At 45.8% G+C, this 17,527-nt stretch carries 16 protein-coding genes; 4 read left to right on the forward strand and 12 right to left on the reverse strand.

Annotated features, from left to right (window positions below; all coding sequences use genetic code 11):
* Positions 1-218: 218 nt before the first annotated feature.
* Positions 219-698 carry a MarR family transcriptional regulator gene (locus H3V12_RS10475; protein ID WP_198214616.1) on the reverse strand — a complete coding sequence of 160 codons (480 nt, stop codon included), beginning with the start codon at positions 696-698 and terminating at the stop codon, positions 219-221.
* Positions 699-891: 193 nt separating this feature from the next.
* Here H3V12_RS10475 and H3V12_RS10480 point away from each other — a divergent pair, with 193 nt between their 5' ends.
* The 3 genes from H3V12_RS10480 (at position 892) to H3V12_RS10490 (ending at position 3,820) form a co-directional block, all read left to right on the forward strand.
* On the forward strand, positions 892-1,635 hold the full coding sequence (locus tag H3V12_RS10480; RefSeq protein WP_198214617.1) for a creatininase family protein: 744 nt from the start codon (positions 892-894) through the stop codon (positions 1,633-1,635).
* A gap of 87 nt (positions 1,636-1,722) precedes the next feature.
* Positions 1,723-2,814, forward strand: a complete 1,092-nt coding sequence (locus H3V12_RS10485; protein ID WP_075869198.1) for a GTP-binding protein — start codon at positions 1,723-1,725, stop codon at positions 2,812-2,814.
* Between the two features lie 16 nt (positions 2,815-2,830).
* Positions 2,831-3,820, forward strand: a complete 990-nt coding sequence (locus H3V12_RS10490; protein ID WP_198214618.1) for a WD40 repeat domain-containing protein — start codon at positions 2,831-2,833, stop codon at positions 3,818-3,820.
* A gap of 80 nt (positions 3,821-3,900) precedes the next feature.
* Here H3V12_RS10490 and H3V12_RS10495 read toward each other — a convergent pair whose 3' ends face one another.
* The gene (locus H3V12_RS10495; RefSeq protein WP_198214619.1) at positions 3,901-5,016 is read right to left on the reverse strand and encodes an alkene reductase; all 1,116 of its coding nucleotides are present in this window, start codon (positions 5,014-5,016) and stop codon (positions 3,901-3,903) included.
* Positions 5,017-5,174: 158 nt separating this feature from the next.
* Here H3V12_RS10495 and H3V12_RS10500 point away from each other — a divergent pair, with 158 nt between their 5' ends.
* Positions 5,175-7,484 (forward strand): Tex family protein, encoded by a 2,310-nt coding sequence (locus tag H3V12_RS10500; RefSeq protein WP_198214620.1) that lies wholly within the window; start codon positions 5,175-5,177, stop codon positions 7,482-7,484.
* Between the two features lie 600 nt (positions 7,485-8,084).
* Here the strand turns inward: H3V12_RS10500 and H3V12_RS10505 are convergent.
* The 10 genes from H3V12_RS10505 to trxA all read right to left on the reverse strand — a co-directional run bounded on the left by H3V12_RS10505 (position 8,085) and on the right by trxA (position 17,483).
* On the reverse strand, positions 8,085-8,537 hold the full coding sequence (locus H3V12_RS10505; protein WP_198214621.1) for a hypothetical protein: 453 nt from the start codon (positions 8,535-8,537) through the stop codon (positions 8,085-8,087).
* 28 nt (positions 8,538-8,565) lie between these two features.
* Entirely contained in the window at positions 8,566-9,225 is a 660-nt protein-coding gene (locus H3V12_RS10510; protein ID WP_198214622.1) for a methionine ABC transporter permease, read from the reverse strand.
* Positions 9,218-10,249 (reverse strand): methionine ABC transporter ATP-binding protein, encoded by a 1,032-nt coding sequence (locus H3V12_RS10515; protein ID WP_198214623.1) that lies wholly within the window; start codon positions 10,247-10,249, stop codon positions 9,218-9,220. Before H3V12_RS10515 ends, H3V12_RS10510 begins: the two co-directional genes overlap by 8 nt.
* An 8-nt stretch (positions 10,250-10,257) precedes the next feature.
* A complete protein-coding gene (locus H3V12_RS10520; RefSeq protein WP_075869193.1) occupies positions 10,258-11,088 on the reverse strand; it encodes a MetQ/NlpA family ABC transporter substrate-binding protein in 831 nt (276 codons plus the stop codon).
* A 250-nt stretch (positions 11,089-11,338) separates the two neighbouring features.
* Positions 11,339-11,524, reverse strand: a complete 186-nt coding sequence (locus tag H3V12_RS11110) for a hypothetical protein (protein ID WP_198223209.1) — start codon at positions 11,522-11,524, stop codon at positions 11,339-11,341.
* A 1,017-nt stretch (positions 11,525-12,541) separates the two neighbouring features.
* Positions 12,542-13,576, reverse strand: coding sequence for an aspartate-semialdehyde dehydrogenase (locus H3V12_RS10525; protein WP_198214624.1), 1,035 nt, complete (start codon positions 13,574-13,576; stop codon positions 12,542-12,544).
* A 663-nt stretch (positions 13,577-14,239) separates the two neighbouring features.
* The gene (leuB, locus tag H3V12_RS10530) at positions 14,240-15,352 is read right to left on the reverse strand and encodes a 3-isopropylmalate dehydrogenase (RefSeq protein WP_198214625.1); all 1,113 of its coding nucleotides are present in this window, start codon (positions 15,350-15,352) and stop codon (positions 14,240-14,242) included.
* Positions 15,353-15,526: 174 nt separating this feature from the next.
* A complete protein-coding gene (locus tag H3V12_RS10535; RefSeq protein ID WP_198214626.1) occupies positions 15,527-15,718 on the reverse strand; it encodes a Trm112 family protein in 192 nt (63 codons plus the stop codon).
* Positions 15,719-15,761: 43 nt separating this feature from the next.
* Positions 15,762-16,427 (reverse strand): LON peptidase substrate-binding domain-containing protein, encoded by a 666-nt coding sequence (locus tag H3V12_RS10540; RefSeq protein WP_198214627.1) that lies wholly within the window; start codon positions 16,425-16,427, stop codon positions 15,762-15,764.
* 105 nt (positions 16,428-16,532) lie between these two features.
* Positions 16,533-17,483, reverse strand: coding sequence for a thioredoxin (trxA, locus tag H3V12_RS10545; protein WP_078040028.1), 951 nt, complete (start codon positions 17,481-17,483; stop codon positions 16,533-16,535).
* Positions 17,484-17,527 lie beyond the last annotated feature (44 nt).

A 17,527-nucleotide genomic window follows, 5' to 3' on the forward strand; every position in this document is an offset into this window, starting at 1 on the left:
GACAGGTGATAATAAATTTAAAGGCTTGTCCAAACAAAACTGTGTTATTTCCGGTACCAGACCGCAAACATAGACAAGTCGCAAAACATCATTGCACTTGAAAGAGCTCACGCCGAATGAAACAAATACGGAAAGCTTGATCGGATGGTAAAACCGGTCATTTGATAAGCCGGTGGCTATGTTCTTTCCTGTTTTAGGAGTTTGGCTCCATTGTCAGACTAGAGCACGTCGTTTTCGCCATCAATATAAACGTTAGAAAATTCCACTTGTTGTTCCTGAACATTTTTTTGAATGCGCCCCAGCAAGGCAAGCAACATCAAATGTTCCCCCTCATCAAGGCCATTTGTGATATCTTTTTCAGTATCGGCAATGGCCGACTCGATAAGCTTGACAATTTTATGGCCATCTTTGGTCAGAAAAACGTGAAGTTGGCGCTGATCTTTATGGGAACTGCGTTTTGTGACAAAGCCTTGTTCTTGAAGCCGCGCAATTGTTTTGGTGATTGTGGGAGGTTTGACGCCCAGCTGTTTTGCAAGATTCCCGGGCGATTGCCCGTCTTTTAATGCCAACGAAAGAATGATTCTGTCCTGGCCTGCGTATAAGCCGAATTCATAGAGTCGGCGTGCCAATAATGTTTTCATCATTCTTGCAGTGGATTGAACAATATCCAATGCAGGTATCTGGTTTTTTTCGACCATTTAAGTTATGTCTCCCCGAAGACGTTTTAAATGAATTATCTGGTTTCTTGTAGTATTCCTGTATGATTCGTATTTTCACTTAGAATTTCATATTCTTCTATAGTGAAGAAAGATAACAAATTCTTGCATAGCGAAGATAGATAACAAAACTCTGTATAAAAAAGAAGAAAATATTTTATCGGGAATTTTAGCATTGAAAGAAAAAGATAAAATTATAGCCATTTTGCCTCTCGGATCGTATGAATATCATGGGCAGCATCTGCCTCTTTCCACGGATGCTGTCATTGCAACAGCATTTTCGAAAAAACTTGAAAACAAAACTTGTATTGGAAAAAAGGTTGTTGTTCTCGATAGCGAAGATATTGGTTATTCTATTGAACATGGCGGTCGGGGGGGGACAAAAACACTTGGATATTCTCAAGCAATAGACAGGTGGATCGAAATCGGCGCTGACTGTTACAGAAATGGAATAGACAGATTTCTTATTCTCAATGCTCATGGCGGCAATTCACCATTGATGAACATTGTCATCACCGAATTGCGCAATCGCTTCAAAATGCTTGCTGTCGCAACAAGCTGGGGACGCTTCGGTCTTCCCGAAGGGATGATGACAGTTGAAGAAAAAGAGCTTGATATTCATGCCGGCTTTATCGAAACTTCGCTCATGCTTTACCTTGCACCTGAAGAAGTAAAAATGGGCAAAGCACAAAATTTTGCCAATTGGCAGAAAGAGCTCAAAGAAAAATTCAAATATTTGAGAGCCTATGGACCATTTCCTTTTGGCTGGCAAATGGCAGATCTCAACAGAAAGGGTGTTGCGGGAAATGCGCTTGCCGCGAATAAAGAGGCAGGAAAGGCAATTTTCGATCACGCCCTGAAAGGTTTTCGCGAGTTACTCGAAGATATGTTTGCGTTTGACGTTGATGATCTTTCCTAGAAAGCACCGGTTCAAAAGGTAGAAATCGGTATTGAGAAAGCCTATATCGACAACAGTAAAAATTCCCGTCATTTGAAAGGTCATGCTATGAGCGAGACTGAAAAAACACCCCGTAAAATTCCGGTAACTGTTCTGACCGGTTATCTGGGGGCTGGTAAAACCACGCTTCTTAACCGGATTTTGACAGAAAATCATGGCAAGCATTATGCTGTCATTGTTAATGAATTCGGCGAGATCGGTATTGACAATGATCTGATTGTCGAATCCGACGAAGAAATTTACGAGATGAATAATGGTTGTATCTGCTGCACAGTGCGCGGCGACCTGGTCCGTGTTGTCGACGGTTTGATGCGTCGTCCGGGCCGGTTTGACGGTATCATTATCGAAACAACCGGTCTTGCCGATCCGGTTCCGGTTGCACAGACATTTTTTATGGATGATGATGTCAGGGCAAAATCGCAACTTGATGCTGTTGTCGCGCTGGTTGACGCAAAACATTTGCCGTTGGAGTTGAAAGATAGCAGAGAAGCAGAAGACCAGATTGCTTTTGCCGACGTGGTCCTTTTGAACAAGACCGATCTTGTCAGCCCGCAGGAACTTGCCGATGTCGAAGCAACAATACGTGCAATCAATCCTTCTGCTGTTATCTTTCGCACCCAACGTTCCAATGTCGATTTGAACGAAGTGCTTGATCGCGGTGCGTTCGATTTGAGCCGTGCTCTAGAAAATGACCCTCATTTTCTTGATCATGACGAAGAAGAGGAAGAACATGTTTGTGGGCCAGAATGCGATCACGATCATGATCATCACCACCATCATCATGACCACGACCACGAACATCACCACCATGACGGGGAGGAGCATGTCCATGGGGCAGCGCTTCACGATGTAACAGTGAAATCCGTTTCCTTACGGGCGGGCGAGCTTGATCCGGGCAAGTTTTTCCCTTGGATCCAGCAAATCACCCAGACTCAAGGGCCGGATATTTTAAGACTGAAAGGCATTATCGCTTTCAAAGGTGATAAGGACCGTTATGTCGTACAAGGTGTCCATATGATTTTGGAAGGCGACAGCCAGAGACCGTGGAAAGAAGGCGAAAAGCATGAAAGCCGTCTGGTCTTTATCGGCCGCAAACTTGATGCCGAAAAGCTCAAAGCCGGCTTCGAAAATTGTGCCTGATTTTTGAGAGGATTCTATGCCGACAATTGCACATTGTGACCTCGACAGCTATTGCCTGTTGGCGGGGTTTTTAGATGACCAGCCGGTCTTTGTGACGGCAAGTGGTGAAATCACCCTGCTTGGCGACAAGCAAAAGGTAGTCGAGGCGCATGAAGGGATTGCCTCTGTTGCTTTATCGAGAGACAAGAAATCTGTTATTACCGGCGGTGAAGACGGCCGGATTTGCCGCACGAAGAGTGATCTTCAATGCAGCGAACTTGCCCATCACGAAAAAAAGTGGATCACTTCGGTTGCAGCCGGTCCCGACAATTCTTACGCCTTTGCTTTTTCACGCACTGCATGGGCCGATGGCGGCAAGGGGGCCGATGGAGGCAAGGGGCTTCAGGAGTTTGATCACGAGCGCAGCGTTGAAGATCTTGCTTTTGCACCAAAAGGCCTAAGATTTGCGGTGGCACGATATAATGGCGTGACATTGCATTGGCTTGGTGCTGACACCAAGCCTACCGACCTTACATGGAAAGGCGCACATTTTGCTGTTACATTTTCGCCCGATGGCCGCTATGTCATTTCGTCGATGCAGGAAAATGCCTTGCATGGCTGGCGGTTGAGTGATGACCAGCATTTGCGCATGAGCGGCTATCCGGCAAAGGTCAAAAGTTGGTCATGGAGTGCCAAAGGTAAGTGGCTTGCCACGTCCGGCGCTCCGGCTGCCATTGTCTGGCCATTTCAGGCCAAAGATGGTCCGATGGGAAAAGCCCCCCTTGAACTCGGCACTCGTGCTGATGCCATGGTCACATGTGTGTGCTGCCATCCGGAAGAAGACATTGTTGCTGCCGGATTTAATGACGGCATGATTTTGTTCATCCGCTTTGCCGATGCGAAAGAAGTGCTTTTGCGCCGTCCAGGAAAAGGTGCCATTTCAACTATGGCCTGGGATGATAAAGGCTATCGGCTGGCATTCGGCTCAGAAAGTGGTGAAGCAGGCATTATCGATATTTCTGCCTGAGAGCGGAATCGGAATTTTTTCGAATAAAATAAAACCACCTGCTTTACGCAGGTGGTTTTTTATTGGAAATCTAAAACCGGCTAGCCCAAAGTCGGGTAATCGGTATAGCCTTTTTCGTTACCGCCATAGAGCGTTGTCTGATCAACCTCGTTCCATGGAGCATGCTCCTTGATACGACGGACAAGATCGGGATTGGCAATAAACGGACGGCCGAAAGACACAATATCGGCATAGCCCGACCCAACAGCTTTTTCAGCCATTTCGGCGGTATAGCCATTATTGACCATCCATGCACCATTGCCACCGGCATCGCGATAGACGTGTTTCAAACGCTTATAGTCGAATGCATAATCGGCTTCGGTATAATTGCGGTCACCGCCTGTTGCGCCTTCAATCAGGTGGATGAAGGAAAGCTCATAGGCAGCCAAAGCATCGACATAAAAATCGAAAAGCGGCTGCGGGTCCGGATCATGGGCATCATTGGCGGGGGTCACCGGAGAAATGCGGATACCTGTTCGACCACCACCAATTTCTTTTGCAACGGCTTCAGCAACAAGCAGCGGAAAACGGCAACGATTTTCAATCGACCCGCCAAATTCGTCGGTGCGGTGGTTGGAGTCCGAGCGCAAGAACTGGTCAAGCAAATAGCCATTGGCCGAGTGAATTTCCACGCCGTCAAAACCGGCAATATCGACAGCATTGCGTGCGGCTTTACGATAATCGTCGATAATGCCGGGAATCTCGGATGCGTCCAATGCACGTGGTGTCGATGTTTGTACAAATTCACCCTGACCATTCTTATCTTTGATATAGGTTCGGGCTTTTGCCTGAAGGGCGGAAGGGGCAACAGGCGGTTTACCTGCAGGTTGCAATGAACTGTGGGAAATACGTCCCGTGTGCCAAAGCTGGGCAACAATTTTGCCGCCTGCTTCATGAACAGCATCAGTCACTTTTTTCCAACCGGCAAGCTGCGCTTTTTCATAAAGCCCCGGAACGTCGATATTGCCTTGTCCCTGTTGTGAAATGGCCGTACCTTCAGAGACGATAAGGCCGGCGGTCGAGCGTTGGCGATAATAGATAACATTCAAATCATTGGGTGTTGCATTGGGAGAGCGAGCGCGTGTCAACGGTGCCATGGCAATGCGGTTTTTTAGAACAAGGTCTCCTGCCTTGATCGGGTCAAAAAGTGATGTCATGAAAAGTCCCTTTCATATTGGCTGCAAATTTAAACATAAGGTGAATAAGCCCGATTAAAAAGGGCTTGATTATTTTTTATGAGGGGAAGAATTACGGTTGCGTTCTTGGTTCGCGATCCGTAATCTCTCCTTAAAATTGAAAGAATCTGGTAAATAGAATGACGACAATTGCGCAATCAATCTGCCAAACAATTGCTGGTGATATCAAGGCAAGTCAATCTCAGGTTGCTGCCGCAATCGCCCTCATTGACGAGGGGGCAACCATTCCCTTCATTGCCCGCTATCGCAAGGAAGTAACCGGCGGCCTTGATGATGGACAATTGCGCCTGTTGTCGGAACGGCTCATTTATCTTCGTGAAATGGAAGCACGCCGCGAAGCGATTATTCAAGCTATTCGCGAACAGAACAAACTTACGCCGGAACTGGAAGAATCGTTAAGGAAAGCAAGCTCGAAGGCTGAATTGGAAGACCTTTATCTCCCGTTCAAACCAAAGCGGCGCACCCGTGCCGAGATTGCCAAAGAAAACGGATTATTGCCGCTTGCCGAAGAAATTTTGAAAAATCGCAAGGAAGAGCCGGAACTTCTTGCCAAAGATTATATCAATGACAAAATTGCCGATGTTAAAGCTGCTCTTGACGGTGCTCGCGATATTATTGCGGAAACCATGGCGGAAAATGCCGAACTCATCGGAAATTTACGCCACTATATGCAATCACATGCCTTTATTCATGCCAAGGTTATTGCCGGTAAAGAGCAGGAAGGTGCGAAATTTTCCGATTATTTCGACCATAGAGAAAAATGGTCGACCGTGCCGAGCCATCGTGCATTGGCAATGTTTCGTGGGCGTAATGAAGAAATCCTGAATATCGATATCGAAGTCGACGAGGATATTCCAAATGGCGAAAAACCGGTTATAAAGCTGATCAAACAGGCCTATCAAATCGGCAATCAACTTCCCGGCGATATTTTTCTTGTTAATGTCGCTTTATGGGCATGGCGTGTAAAACTGTCTTTGCACCTTTCACTTGATTTGATGCGCGATTTGCATGAGCGCGCCGATGAAGAAGCAATTTCAGTCTTTGCCCGTAACCTGAAAGCACTTTTATTGGCTGCACCGGCGGGTGAAAGGGCAACAATGGGACTTGATCCGGGCATTCGCACTGGTGTCAAGGTTGCAGTGGTCGATAAAACCGGAAAACTCAAGGAAACCGCAACCATCTATCCATTCCCGCCGAAAAATGATGTTCGCGGTGCAGAGGCGGTACTTGCCACCCTCATTAAAAAACATCAGGTTGACCTCATCGCTATCGGTAACGGCACAGCAAGCCGCGAGACAGAAAAGCTTGTTGGCGATTTATTGAAATATATGCCAGCGCCGCGGCCGACAAAGGTTATTGTTTCGGAAGCCGGTGCTTCTGTCTATTCGGCTTCCGAACTTGCGGCAAACGAATTTCCCGATCTTGATGTGTCACTGCGCGGGGCCGTGTCGATTGCACGGCGTTTGCAGGACCCACTTGCCGAATTGGTTAAAATCGAACCGAAATCTATCGGTGTCGGGCAGTATCAGCATGATGTCGACCAGTTCGAGTTGATGAGAGCGTTGGACGGTGTTGTCGAAGATGCGGTGAATGCCGTGGGGGTTGACCTCAACACCGCTTCGCCATCTCTGCTTGCCCGTGTTTCGGGGGTGGGGGCATCATTGGCCGATGCAATTGTTGCTTATCGTGATGAAAATGGCCCATTCAAAAATCGTAACGGGTTGAAGTCGGTACCACGACTCGGTGCAAAAACATTCGAGCAATGTGCAGGCTTTTTGCGTATCCGGAATGGCGACGAACCGCTTGATGCTTCGGCAGTACATCCGGAGGCCTATAGCGTTGCACGTAAAATTGTTGCTGCATGTGGCCGTGACTTGCGGTCATTGATGGGTGATAGTGCTGCTTTGAAAAAACTCGACCCGAAAACATTTATTGACGAGCGGTTCGGCTTGCCGACTGTTAAAGATATTTTGAGCGAATTGGAAAAACCCGGTCGTGATCCGCGGCCGGAATTCAAAACAGCAACTTTTGCCGAAGGTGTTGACGAAATTTCCGACCTCAAACCGGGGATGAAGCTTGAAGGAACCGTGACCAATGTCGCCAATTTTGGGGCATTTGTCGATATAGGCGTGCATCAGGATGGACTTGTCCATATTTCGCAACTTGCCGACACTTATGTGAGTGATCCGCATAAAGTGGTAAAAGCCGGAGATATTGTTTCTGTCACAGTGCTTGATGTTGATCCAGCACGTAAACGCATCTCGTTGAGTATGAAAAAACATCCTGATAATCCGGATAGTCGCACAAAAGCCGCTTCGCCGGAAAATTCGGGACGCAATCATTCGCGTAATATGAAAAATAAAAAGCCGGTTTCCCAAGAGGGCAGTTTCGGTTCGGCTCTTGCAGAAGCATTGCGCAAACGCTATTAAAAAATACCGCCACGACTATTAAACTTCGAGGGGAAAACCGGATTTTTTAACATGCGCGCTTTGTTGAAGATAGAATAACAGCGTCTGATTTGCCGAACGAAGAATGATTGTGTTTTAAAAGACAAAAATTGCCTGTTTTAAAAACAGCAATGAAACATTATCGGGCAAGGCTTTTTATGATCGGACAAGGCCTTGCACTCAATCATCACAGGGAAAGGGTGACTTCCGGTTTTTATGCCGAACGGCATTTGTCTTGTTTATCAGGGCTTGTGAAGGTCTCCGTTAATCAAAACGTTCATGTTAAAGAGTTGCAAGCGCCAATCGGGATAAGTGCGAGAAAAACCGGAAACGCGGATAGGCGCGCGCTTAAGCGTGTCTCCGGCGCTTGTGCGCGCCCGCGAAAGTTTTAAAACCATGATGAAAACGGACATAGTTTCAGGAAAGAGTGAATTTCTATTTATAAAGCCGATGTTTGTTCTTTTGCCCGTTTTGTTGCATTCCGATAGCAAGCCATTATGGGCAATCATGAATAAATATGAGCGCAATAAAAACAAAAAGCCGGTTTAACCGGCCTTTTATTATAATCGATTCGTTTTTCGTTTATTTCTTTTGGGGCTTAGCCGCTTTTTGACTGTCAAGCTGTTTATAGGCTTCCGTCAATTCCGATTGCATGGGAGCACAATGTTTGGTGCGTGCAATGTCCTGCAATACGCCATTACGATTGCGCAATGCATCAATTTCTACTCTTTCCGGCGATTTCGGGTCCATAAAAAACCACGCAGGAAAGAAGAAAATACCGGCTGCCCCCAATGCAACATTCTTTCCTTGTGCATTTGTGCGCTCATGAACAACCGATTGAATCTGGCGTTCATTGGCGTGGAATTCACGCGAAATACCCGCACAATCCATGACGCTGTCGTTCGGATTGGTCAAAGCGACCGGATGGGCGTCGCGTCCACCACAGCCGGAAAGCAGCATGGAAGCGGCAATTAAAGTGGCAATCGGAGCCACAGACACGAAATTTGTTATTCGGCTTTTAGTATCTTTCATCATTCTTCCTCCCCTTTTCCAAGTGAAATGGCTAACGTTTCGAGTGGTCAAGCTTGCGGGCCAACCGGTCACCGCAGGATTGCACAACCAGATTCATGATAATCAGAACACCGATAACAATGTTCATAATCTCCGGATTATAGCGCTGGTAACCATAGCGGATCGCCATGTCACCAAGACCGCCCCCCCCCAGAAAACCGGCAAGCGACGTTGCACTGATAATTGAAATAACCATCACAGTAAAGCCGGTCACGAGGCTTGAAAATGATTCCGGTACAATGACATTGGTAACAATTTGCATGCGTGACGCGCCCATTGAGCGGATAGCTTCGACAAGTCCCTTGTCAACCCCACGAAATGACAGTTCTGCCAAACGCGCATAAAGTGGTGTCGCCGATAATATCAGCACAAAGATAACAGATTTGATCCCGACACCGGTGCCGACAACAACGCGCGTCACGGGAAGAAGGTAAAAAGCGAAAATGATAAACGGAATGGCGCGCACACAATTGACAAGGAAGCTTAATAACCGGTTAAGATTTTCCTTGGGAAACAGGCTTCCCTTTGCCGTCATATAAAGGATGAGCCCGATCGGCAAACCCAGAATGAGCGCCATCAGCGAAGAACTCACCGTCATGATGATGGTGTCTATAATCGCTTTCGGCAATTCTTTTGAAAGTACATCATACATAACCGAGAACCTCGCAATAACGGCCATGCTTGATAAGCCAGGAAACCGCCTTGTCAAGTTTGTCTTTGTCTTTCGCCGGAAGGCCTAGAAAGAAACGGCCGACCGGTTCTCCCTGAATCGTATCAATGCCGCCATGAAGAATGCGCGGGATCAATCCGCTTTCATATTCTATCAAATGCAGGAACGGTTCTCTTGCTACGTCACCGGCAATATTGAGCTCGATAACAGCTTCATCGCCTTCCGGCTTCAACCTTTTGGCAAATTCGGCCGGTAATTGTGGTGTCACAATGCGCAGCATCGCAATAGTGGTATCATCTTGGGGAGAAGCAAAAATATCTCTTACCAACCCCTCTTCAACAATTTTACCCTTGTTCAGCACGACAACGCGGTTGGCAATGGAACTTACGACTTCCATTTCATGCGTAATCAGAACCACTGTGAGATTGAGCCTTTTATTGATATCGGCAATCAATTCAAGGATGGATTGGGTTGTTTCCGGATCAAGTGCCGAAGTTGCCTCGTCGGATAGGAGTACTTTCGGATTTGCAGCCAATGCTCTCGCAATGCCGACGCGCTGTTTTTGCCCGCCGGAGAGCTCGGCCGGAAAATGTTGTTCTTTCCCTTTGAGGCTCACAAGTTCGATAAGTTCCATAGCCCGTTCACGACGTTTTTCTTTCGGCACACCAGCAAGCTTTAATGGCAATGCAACATTGTCGATCACACGTTTCGATGACAACAGGTTGAAATGCTGGAAAATCATACTGATGCGTTGACGGTAGGGCGCCCATTCGCTTTCGCTCAAATGCGAAACGTCATGGCCTTCAAAGAAGATTTGTCCTTCATCAACACGTTCAAGACCATTGAGACAGCGAATAAGCGTGGATTTACCGGCGCCGCTGCGCCCGATAATTCCAAGAATTTCGCCTTTTTCAATATCAAGTGACAAATGGTCAACGGCCGCCGTTTGGGAAAAACGGCGGCTGATATTTTTAAGTGATATGATTGGTTCGGATGCTGAACCCATGTTTGAATTTACCATAATGGCTGGGCAGTTACGCCAAACACTTCCTTGATTTTTGCGCGAACCGGTTCCGAATTATAGGCAGCAACGAGTTTTTTCACCCATGGTTCGTCTTTATCGGCGGTGCGCACGACAATAATATTGTTATAGGGATTATTTTCGGACTTTTCCCAAGCAATCGCATCTTTATCGGGTTTGAGGCCAGTGGTCAAAGCCCAGTTGGTATTGACAACAGCAATGTCGAAATCATCAATGGCACGACCGAGCATACCGGCATCAAGCTCGCGAATTTCAAGTTTTTTAGGGTTTTCGACAATATCAAGCTTGGAAGCGAGAACATTGTTCGGGTCTTTGAGTTTGATCAATCCCATATCATTTAATAGACGGAGCGCGCGGCCACCATTTGACGGGTCGTTGGGAACGCCGACAACAGCACCGTCACGAAGCTCTTTCAAGTCTTTGATTTTGTGGGAATAGACGCCCATCGGGAAAAGCACAGTATAGCCGACGACGGAAAGTTTGTAACCGCGCTGTTCGATTTGCGCGTCGAGGTAGGGTTTATGTTGAAATGAATTTGCGTCAATATCACCGGCATTGACGGCTTCATTCGGCAAGGCGTAATCGGAGAAAAAAACAAGATCAATGTTGAGGCCTTGTTTTTTGGCTTCCTGAACAGCAACCTTCCAAACTTCCGATTCTTCACCTTCCATCGTTCCAAGCTTGATGCTGGTTTTATCTTCGGCATAAGCGAGAACCGGTGCCAAAGCTGAAACACTTGCAAAAGTGGCAAAAGAAAAAGCAAGCCCGAGAACTGTACGTCTTTTGATCTTATCAAGAAACATTATTGAAACCCTTCATATTCTTTTCAGGATGTTTCATCTCAAAACATAGGCTGAAAAATTTCCGTTCATTCATTGGTTTTAAAAATTCTGAATGCCGGTTCTAACAGGGCCCAAGATTTTCTAACCAATATGCCGATCAGTTTTACCGGAAGTGGTATAAAAACCAAGCAACATTTTCAATAGACATTAGTCATGTGACAGGATGATTTTTTTATAAATAATCAAATAAAGGAAAATATTTTTTCGTGTATCAGTGAGAGTGCTTGCCATTGTGAAAAAGTTGAGGAAGCAGCCAACACAAAATCGAGAAAAAAATCAACATCATTAGTGCGACGCCCATGCGGATGAAGTCAAAATTCGTTGCGTCTTCAGGAATAAAAAGTGCGGTGATATAACCGGCACAATCTAATATAACCTGTGCAACAGCACGTATCATTTTTGCCTCCACATATTACCGGAAGATTGACCGGTATTTCTGCATGGTTTTCTTCATTTAGTTTTATATACAATCATGAATGTTGCAAAGATAAAAAACTATCTTTTGGTAAAAAAGGCCGATTTGCAGCATTTTTGTTATTTAAAACGGTTTTAAAATTATCTTTCAGATGCTATTGACTCTCGAAAAACGCAGTTTCTCTGCAATTATCTCTCCAACTTCGTCAATCTTCATGAGTCGCTGGAATTTTCTCCGTTTGCCTTTTTGTTCGAAATCTATCATTCAATACTGAAAATGGTCAGAGTGTTTTAGAGAAAATTCAAAGCCTTTTAAGGGGGAAGAATTTACGGCGTTAGCCCCGTCGCTAAAGCCTGATCAAACTTTTCTGTAACTTATCCCTGTTTTGTTTTGCATATGTTTTCTTGCCAGACAGCCACGTTGTTATTTTAAAAATTCCGGTTTTAAAAAATCGCGCGGGAAAATAAAAGTTTTCGGAATTGAAATCTTTATTTCGCTTGAGGACCGACAGAAAAGCGGGAAGGCCGACAAAATGGGGAAAAGCCTACAAAAATGAGGGAATGCCGGAAAGGTAGGGGATGTTCGGAAAGGCGCGGCGAAAATAAGCTTAATTAAAACCGCCGCGTTTTTTTAAGGCTGGAAAAGCATATTTTCTTCTAAAAAAACTTGCAAAGAAAGAGTTTCCATTATCAACCCCGTTGCGGGTTTTGAACTTAGCTGTGATGGAGAGCAACTATAGAGAATAAAACTCTCCCATAAATATCGGAAGCACTTATCGGAAAGTGTTTCATTGGCTTTATAGGAATTGTGCACCAGCATTGATTCATGATGCGGTTTATTCCCGTTTTTTGTTCAAGATTGGAATAAAGCTGCCGTCATTAACGAATGATATTTTCGAGATTAAAAAATACCCCTGCGAGAAAATCCCGTCAGGGGTATTTTTATCTTTTCAAAACGGCGTTGAAGCTCGTAAAGTCAAAATATGCTTTGACTAAGTTTTTATGCTTGGGCTTTTTTAGGTGTAATCAGATTACGGGCGATCAGAAGTTCGGCAATCTGCACCGCATTCAAAGCTGCACCTTTGCGCAAATTATCGGCAACAACCCAGAAAGACAGGCCGTTTTCAACAGTGATATCCTCGCGGATACGGCTGACAAAGGTATCGTCTTCTCCGGCTGATTCATAAGGTGTCATATAGCCGCCGTCCTCATGCTTGTCGACAACCTGACAGCCTGGAGCATTGCGCAGAATTTCACGGGCTTCATCGGCTGTGATGGGCTTTTCAAACTCGACATTGACTGCCTCGCCATGACCGATGAAAACCGGAACACGAACAGCAGTAGCAGTAAGCTTGATTTTTGGATCAAGCATTTTTTTGGTTTCGGCAACCATTTTCCATTCTTCTTTGGTGTAGCCGTCTTCCATGAATACGTCGATATGGGGAATAACGTTGAAAGCAATACGCTTGGTAAATTTACGTACTGTAATAGGATCTGCCACAAAAACGGCGCGTGATTGCTCGAATAGCTCGTCCATTCCTGCCTTGCCGGCACCGGAAACAGATTGATAGGTTGAAACCACAACGCGCTTGATGGTTGCGGCATCATGCAGAGGTTTTAGAGCAACCAGAAGCTGGGCTGTCGAACAGTTCGGATTGGCAATGATATTATGTGTTTTGAAACCTTCGATTGCATCCGGATTGACTTCCGGAACAATGAGCGGAACATCAATATCATAACGCCAGGCCGAAGAATTATCGATAACGACAGCACCCGCAGCGCCGATCTTTGGTGCCCATTGTTTGGAAACATCGCCACCGGCAGACATCAGGCAAATATCGGTATCGGAAAAATCGTAATTATCAAGAACTTTGGTCTTCAATGTTTTGTCACCGAAGGAAACTTCTGTTCCCAATGACCGATGCGAAGCGAGTGGTACAACTTCATCAGCCGGAAAACCACGCTCTTCAAGGATGTTGAGCATTTCTCGTCCAACATTTCCCGTAGCACCTACAACAGCAACCTTAAAACCCATTTAATCAGAACTCCTGTCTCTCTCCGTGTTTTGTGAAGAAGCCCGGCGGCCGTCAGGCTTACCCCCCGGGCCGCACCCGGGAGAGAGCAGGTTGGCCAAGGGACGTCAGATAATTTTCTTTGTCGTTTTTTTGTGGCCAATAATTTTCAAGGATGCGCAGCAGTCATCAAAGCCGCGATGGCAGCTCGGAAACCGATTGATATGGAACCCGTAAAAGCCCATTTCTAAACTCCTTGATTGCATTGGTTTTAGCGTATTTTCAACCTCTGTCAAGAAACACGATAATAATCGGTTATTTTTCATGTTGAATTCTTTTGGTCTTAACAGGTTGCATAAGAAAATCTTGCCATTTTATCAGAGGTCGAGACGAAGATTTGCACATCAACAAAGCTTGAATTTCAAGCAATAAAAAGCAGAAGCAGTTAGCAGCAAAAATTTTTGGAAGTTTCAAGGCTGATGAAACCGGTTCCGAATATCTAAAAGCAATAAAGCTATTGAAAAACAGTCTAAAAATCGCAGCTTCCCGGCGTTTTCGGGGTTTATCTTTATTCAAAAAACAAAATTGATGAATGTTTTCGAGCAGTATTTCAACTTGACCGGCGTTAATCCGGTCAAGTTTTCTTCATGAAAATCTATTCATCAATCCGGTCAGGAAAGCCGGTTTTATGCAACCATCGTTTTGAATTTTTGCAAAATGGCGTCCCCCATCTCACTGGTTGAAACCTTTTTCATGCCTTCCGAATAAATGTCGGCTGTACGCACGCCATCATCAAGAACGGCAGATATCGCTTTTTCCAGCCGGTCGGCTTCAGCCCCCATGAGGAAAGAATAGCGCAGGCACATAGCAAGTGACGCGATCATTGCGATAGGATTGGCAATACCTTTTCCGGCAATGTCGGGAGCAGAGCCATGAACCGGTTCATAAAGCGCATGGCGCTTGCCGGTTTTCTTGTCTTCCTCGCCGAGAGACGCAGAAGGCAACATGCCGAGCGAGCCTGTAAGCATAGCTGCAATATCGGAGAAAATATCGCCGAAAAGATTGTCGGTCACAATAACATCGAACTGCTTGGGCGCGCGCACCAATTGCATGCCGCCGGAATCGGCCAGCATATGTTCGAGCGTTACATCCTTATAGTCCTTGTCATGGACCTCTGTAACGACTTCGTTCCAGAGAATGCCGGTTTTCATGACATTGTGTTTTTCAAGAGAAGTCACTTTATTTTTGCGGGTGCGGGCAAGGTCGAAAGCAACCCTTGCAATGCGGTCGATCTCGTAGGTGTCATAAATCTGGGTATCAATTGCGCGTTTTTGCCCATGGTCGAGTTCGATAATTTCTTTCGGCTCGCCGAAATAGACGCCGCCTGTCAATTCGCGTACAATCAATATATCAAGCCCGTCAACAAGTTCGCGCTTAAGCGATGAGGCAGAAGCAAGCGAGGGGTAGCAAATGGCCGGTCTCAAATTTGCAAACAGACCGAGATCTTTGCGCAGCCGCAACAACCCCGCTTCGGGTCTTACCTCATAAGGGACTTTTGCCCATTTCGGGCCACCAACAGCACCAAAAAGCACCGCATCGGCTGCCAAAGCCCGTTTCATATCGTCTTCTGAAATTGCTGTGCCATAAGCATCATATGCGGCACCCCCGACAAGCCCTTCTTCACACTCGAAATCAAGCCCGAGTTCTTTATCCATATAAGTAATGATTTTTTTAACTTCGGCCATCGACTCAACGCCGATACCATCTCCGGGAAGAAGAAAGAGTTTTCTGGAAGCCATAATGATTGTGCCCTCTCAAATAATCAAAACGATTGGACAACAAAATCCCAAGCAATCTCTAACAATATCGTTCTCTATAATAATAGAAAGGCTCAACCGCCTTGATTGGAATAATGCGACCACAATCTACGTTATAGCATGGTCTTTCGAAAGCGAAACAAGGTTTTAGAAAAATTATATTTCGTTTTCTTCCAATGGGCGCGCCTCCGAGGCGAGCATAATCGGTATGCCGTCACGAATAGGAAAAGCAAGCCTCGCTTTTTTGGAAATAAGTTCCTGTCGTTCTTTGTCGTAATGAAGTTCTCCGCCTGTTACCGGACAGACCAGAAGTTCGAGCATTTTCGGGTCGGTTGCATATTTGACCATCAGATCATATCCAATCCTTCGAACCGCTAACGGCTAACGGCATTCAATTGAGCGGTTTATCATCACCACTATGTTCCATAAGCGAGCGTTCTGTCAAAGCAACGAGGGTTGCAGCTCGGGCAACAATATCGGGTGCTTCAAGAAGCGCCTGTTTTTCGGCAGTTCCGAAAGGCGCCATGATAGCAAGCGCATTGACAAGCGATTCTGTCGGTGCCTGCATGATCGAATCCCAATCGGCTTCCATTTCATGGGCATCAAGAAATTTTTCAAAAGTATCAAGAAGCTCTTCGCGATTGATTTTATCGCCCGCATCCGGTTGTTCGACGAGGTCACTTTCATCAATCGTAATTTTTGCAATCCGGTAGGGTTTGTCACTTGTAATTTCTTTTTGAAGTTTGAAACGACAAACACCTTGTAAGCCGATCATCAGCCGGCCATCTCCGGTTTCGGCAAAACTTGTGATGCGCCCGATACAGCCGGTTTTATAAAGCTCCGGCTTTTCGGCATTGTTTGATTCCGGCTCCGGCTGGATAATGCCGATCAACCGGTTTCCTTTTATTGCATCTTCAACAAGTTCAAGATAACGCGGCTCGAAAACATTAAGCGGCAAATAGCCATTCGGTAAAAGCAGAACCCCTTCGAGCGGAAACAGGCCGATTTCGTCGGGCAGGTCTTTCACCTGAATATAGTGGGCATTTCCAGCTTTCATTGTTTTTTATCGTCCAGAGCCATAAAGGTTTTTAAAAATTTGAACGAGATATTTTTTAACATCCCGATAATGATAAAGTCTTCAAGGTTTTAGGCAGACAAGCCATCAAGAAAACAACAAAGATGACAGTTTTCTACGCGCGGTCAATGTTGCCGGATCCATTGCGCCCCAGGCTTCAAAAAACTGTAATAATTGTTTTCTTGCGCCGTCATCATTCCACGTTCTATCCGCTTTCATGATACCGAGCAGCAAATCAGCCGCTTCATCCCGCTTGTTTTCAGCATTATATACAAGAGCAAGGTCATAGGCCGCCTGATAATCTTTCGGATTTTCGGCAATGCGTTTTTTCAATGCTGTCGGGTCGCCCAATTTGGCGGTTTCTTCTTTAAGAGCAATTTTCGCTTCGACAGCACGAATAGCTGGGTCTGACTTTTTGGCATCCGGCACAGCTTTGAGAATGCCTTTGGCCTGATCAAGTTCGCCATGTTCGACAAGCATATCGGCAAAAGCGGCAATAACGGTGACATTATCAGGTGCCTGTTTCAGAATTTGCGCATAAAAAGTAGCAGCACCTGTCACATCGCCACTTTTGCGCAATTCATTGGCTGTCTCCAAAGCCTCGTCAATTGCTGCTTCTTTTTCGTTACCCGTTAGTTTTGCAACAAATTTTTTGACTTCGCTTTCCGGTACCGCCCCCATAAAACCGTCAACAGGGTGGCCATCAACAAAAGCAATGACGGCAGGTACGGAACGTATTCCCATCTGGCCGGGAATGGCCGGATGTTTATCAATATCGAGTTTAACGAGTTTGACAGCACCTTTTGCTGCCTTGACTACTTTTTCAAGAACAGGCCCCAATTGCTTGCACGGGTTACACCATGTTGCCCAAAAATCGACAATAACAGGTTGCTTTTTTGATTCGACAAGGACATCCTTTGAAAAATCGGCCGTTGTTGTATCCTTGATGACAGAATTATCTGCCCCACCTGTTTGATTGGCCAAATTTACATTTGCATTCATTTGCCCGCCTTGTGGCGCAAAAGGATTGTCACTCATTATCAAGTCCTGTTTCTTACGAAATGTCTATTCGTTTCTATTCT

Source organism: Bartonella sp. W8167 (genome assembly GCF_016100335.1).
Taxonomy (GTDB): Bacteria; Pseudomonadota; Alphaproteobacteria; order Rhizobiales; family Rhizobiaceae; genus Bartonella; species Bartonella apis.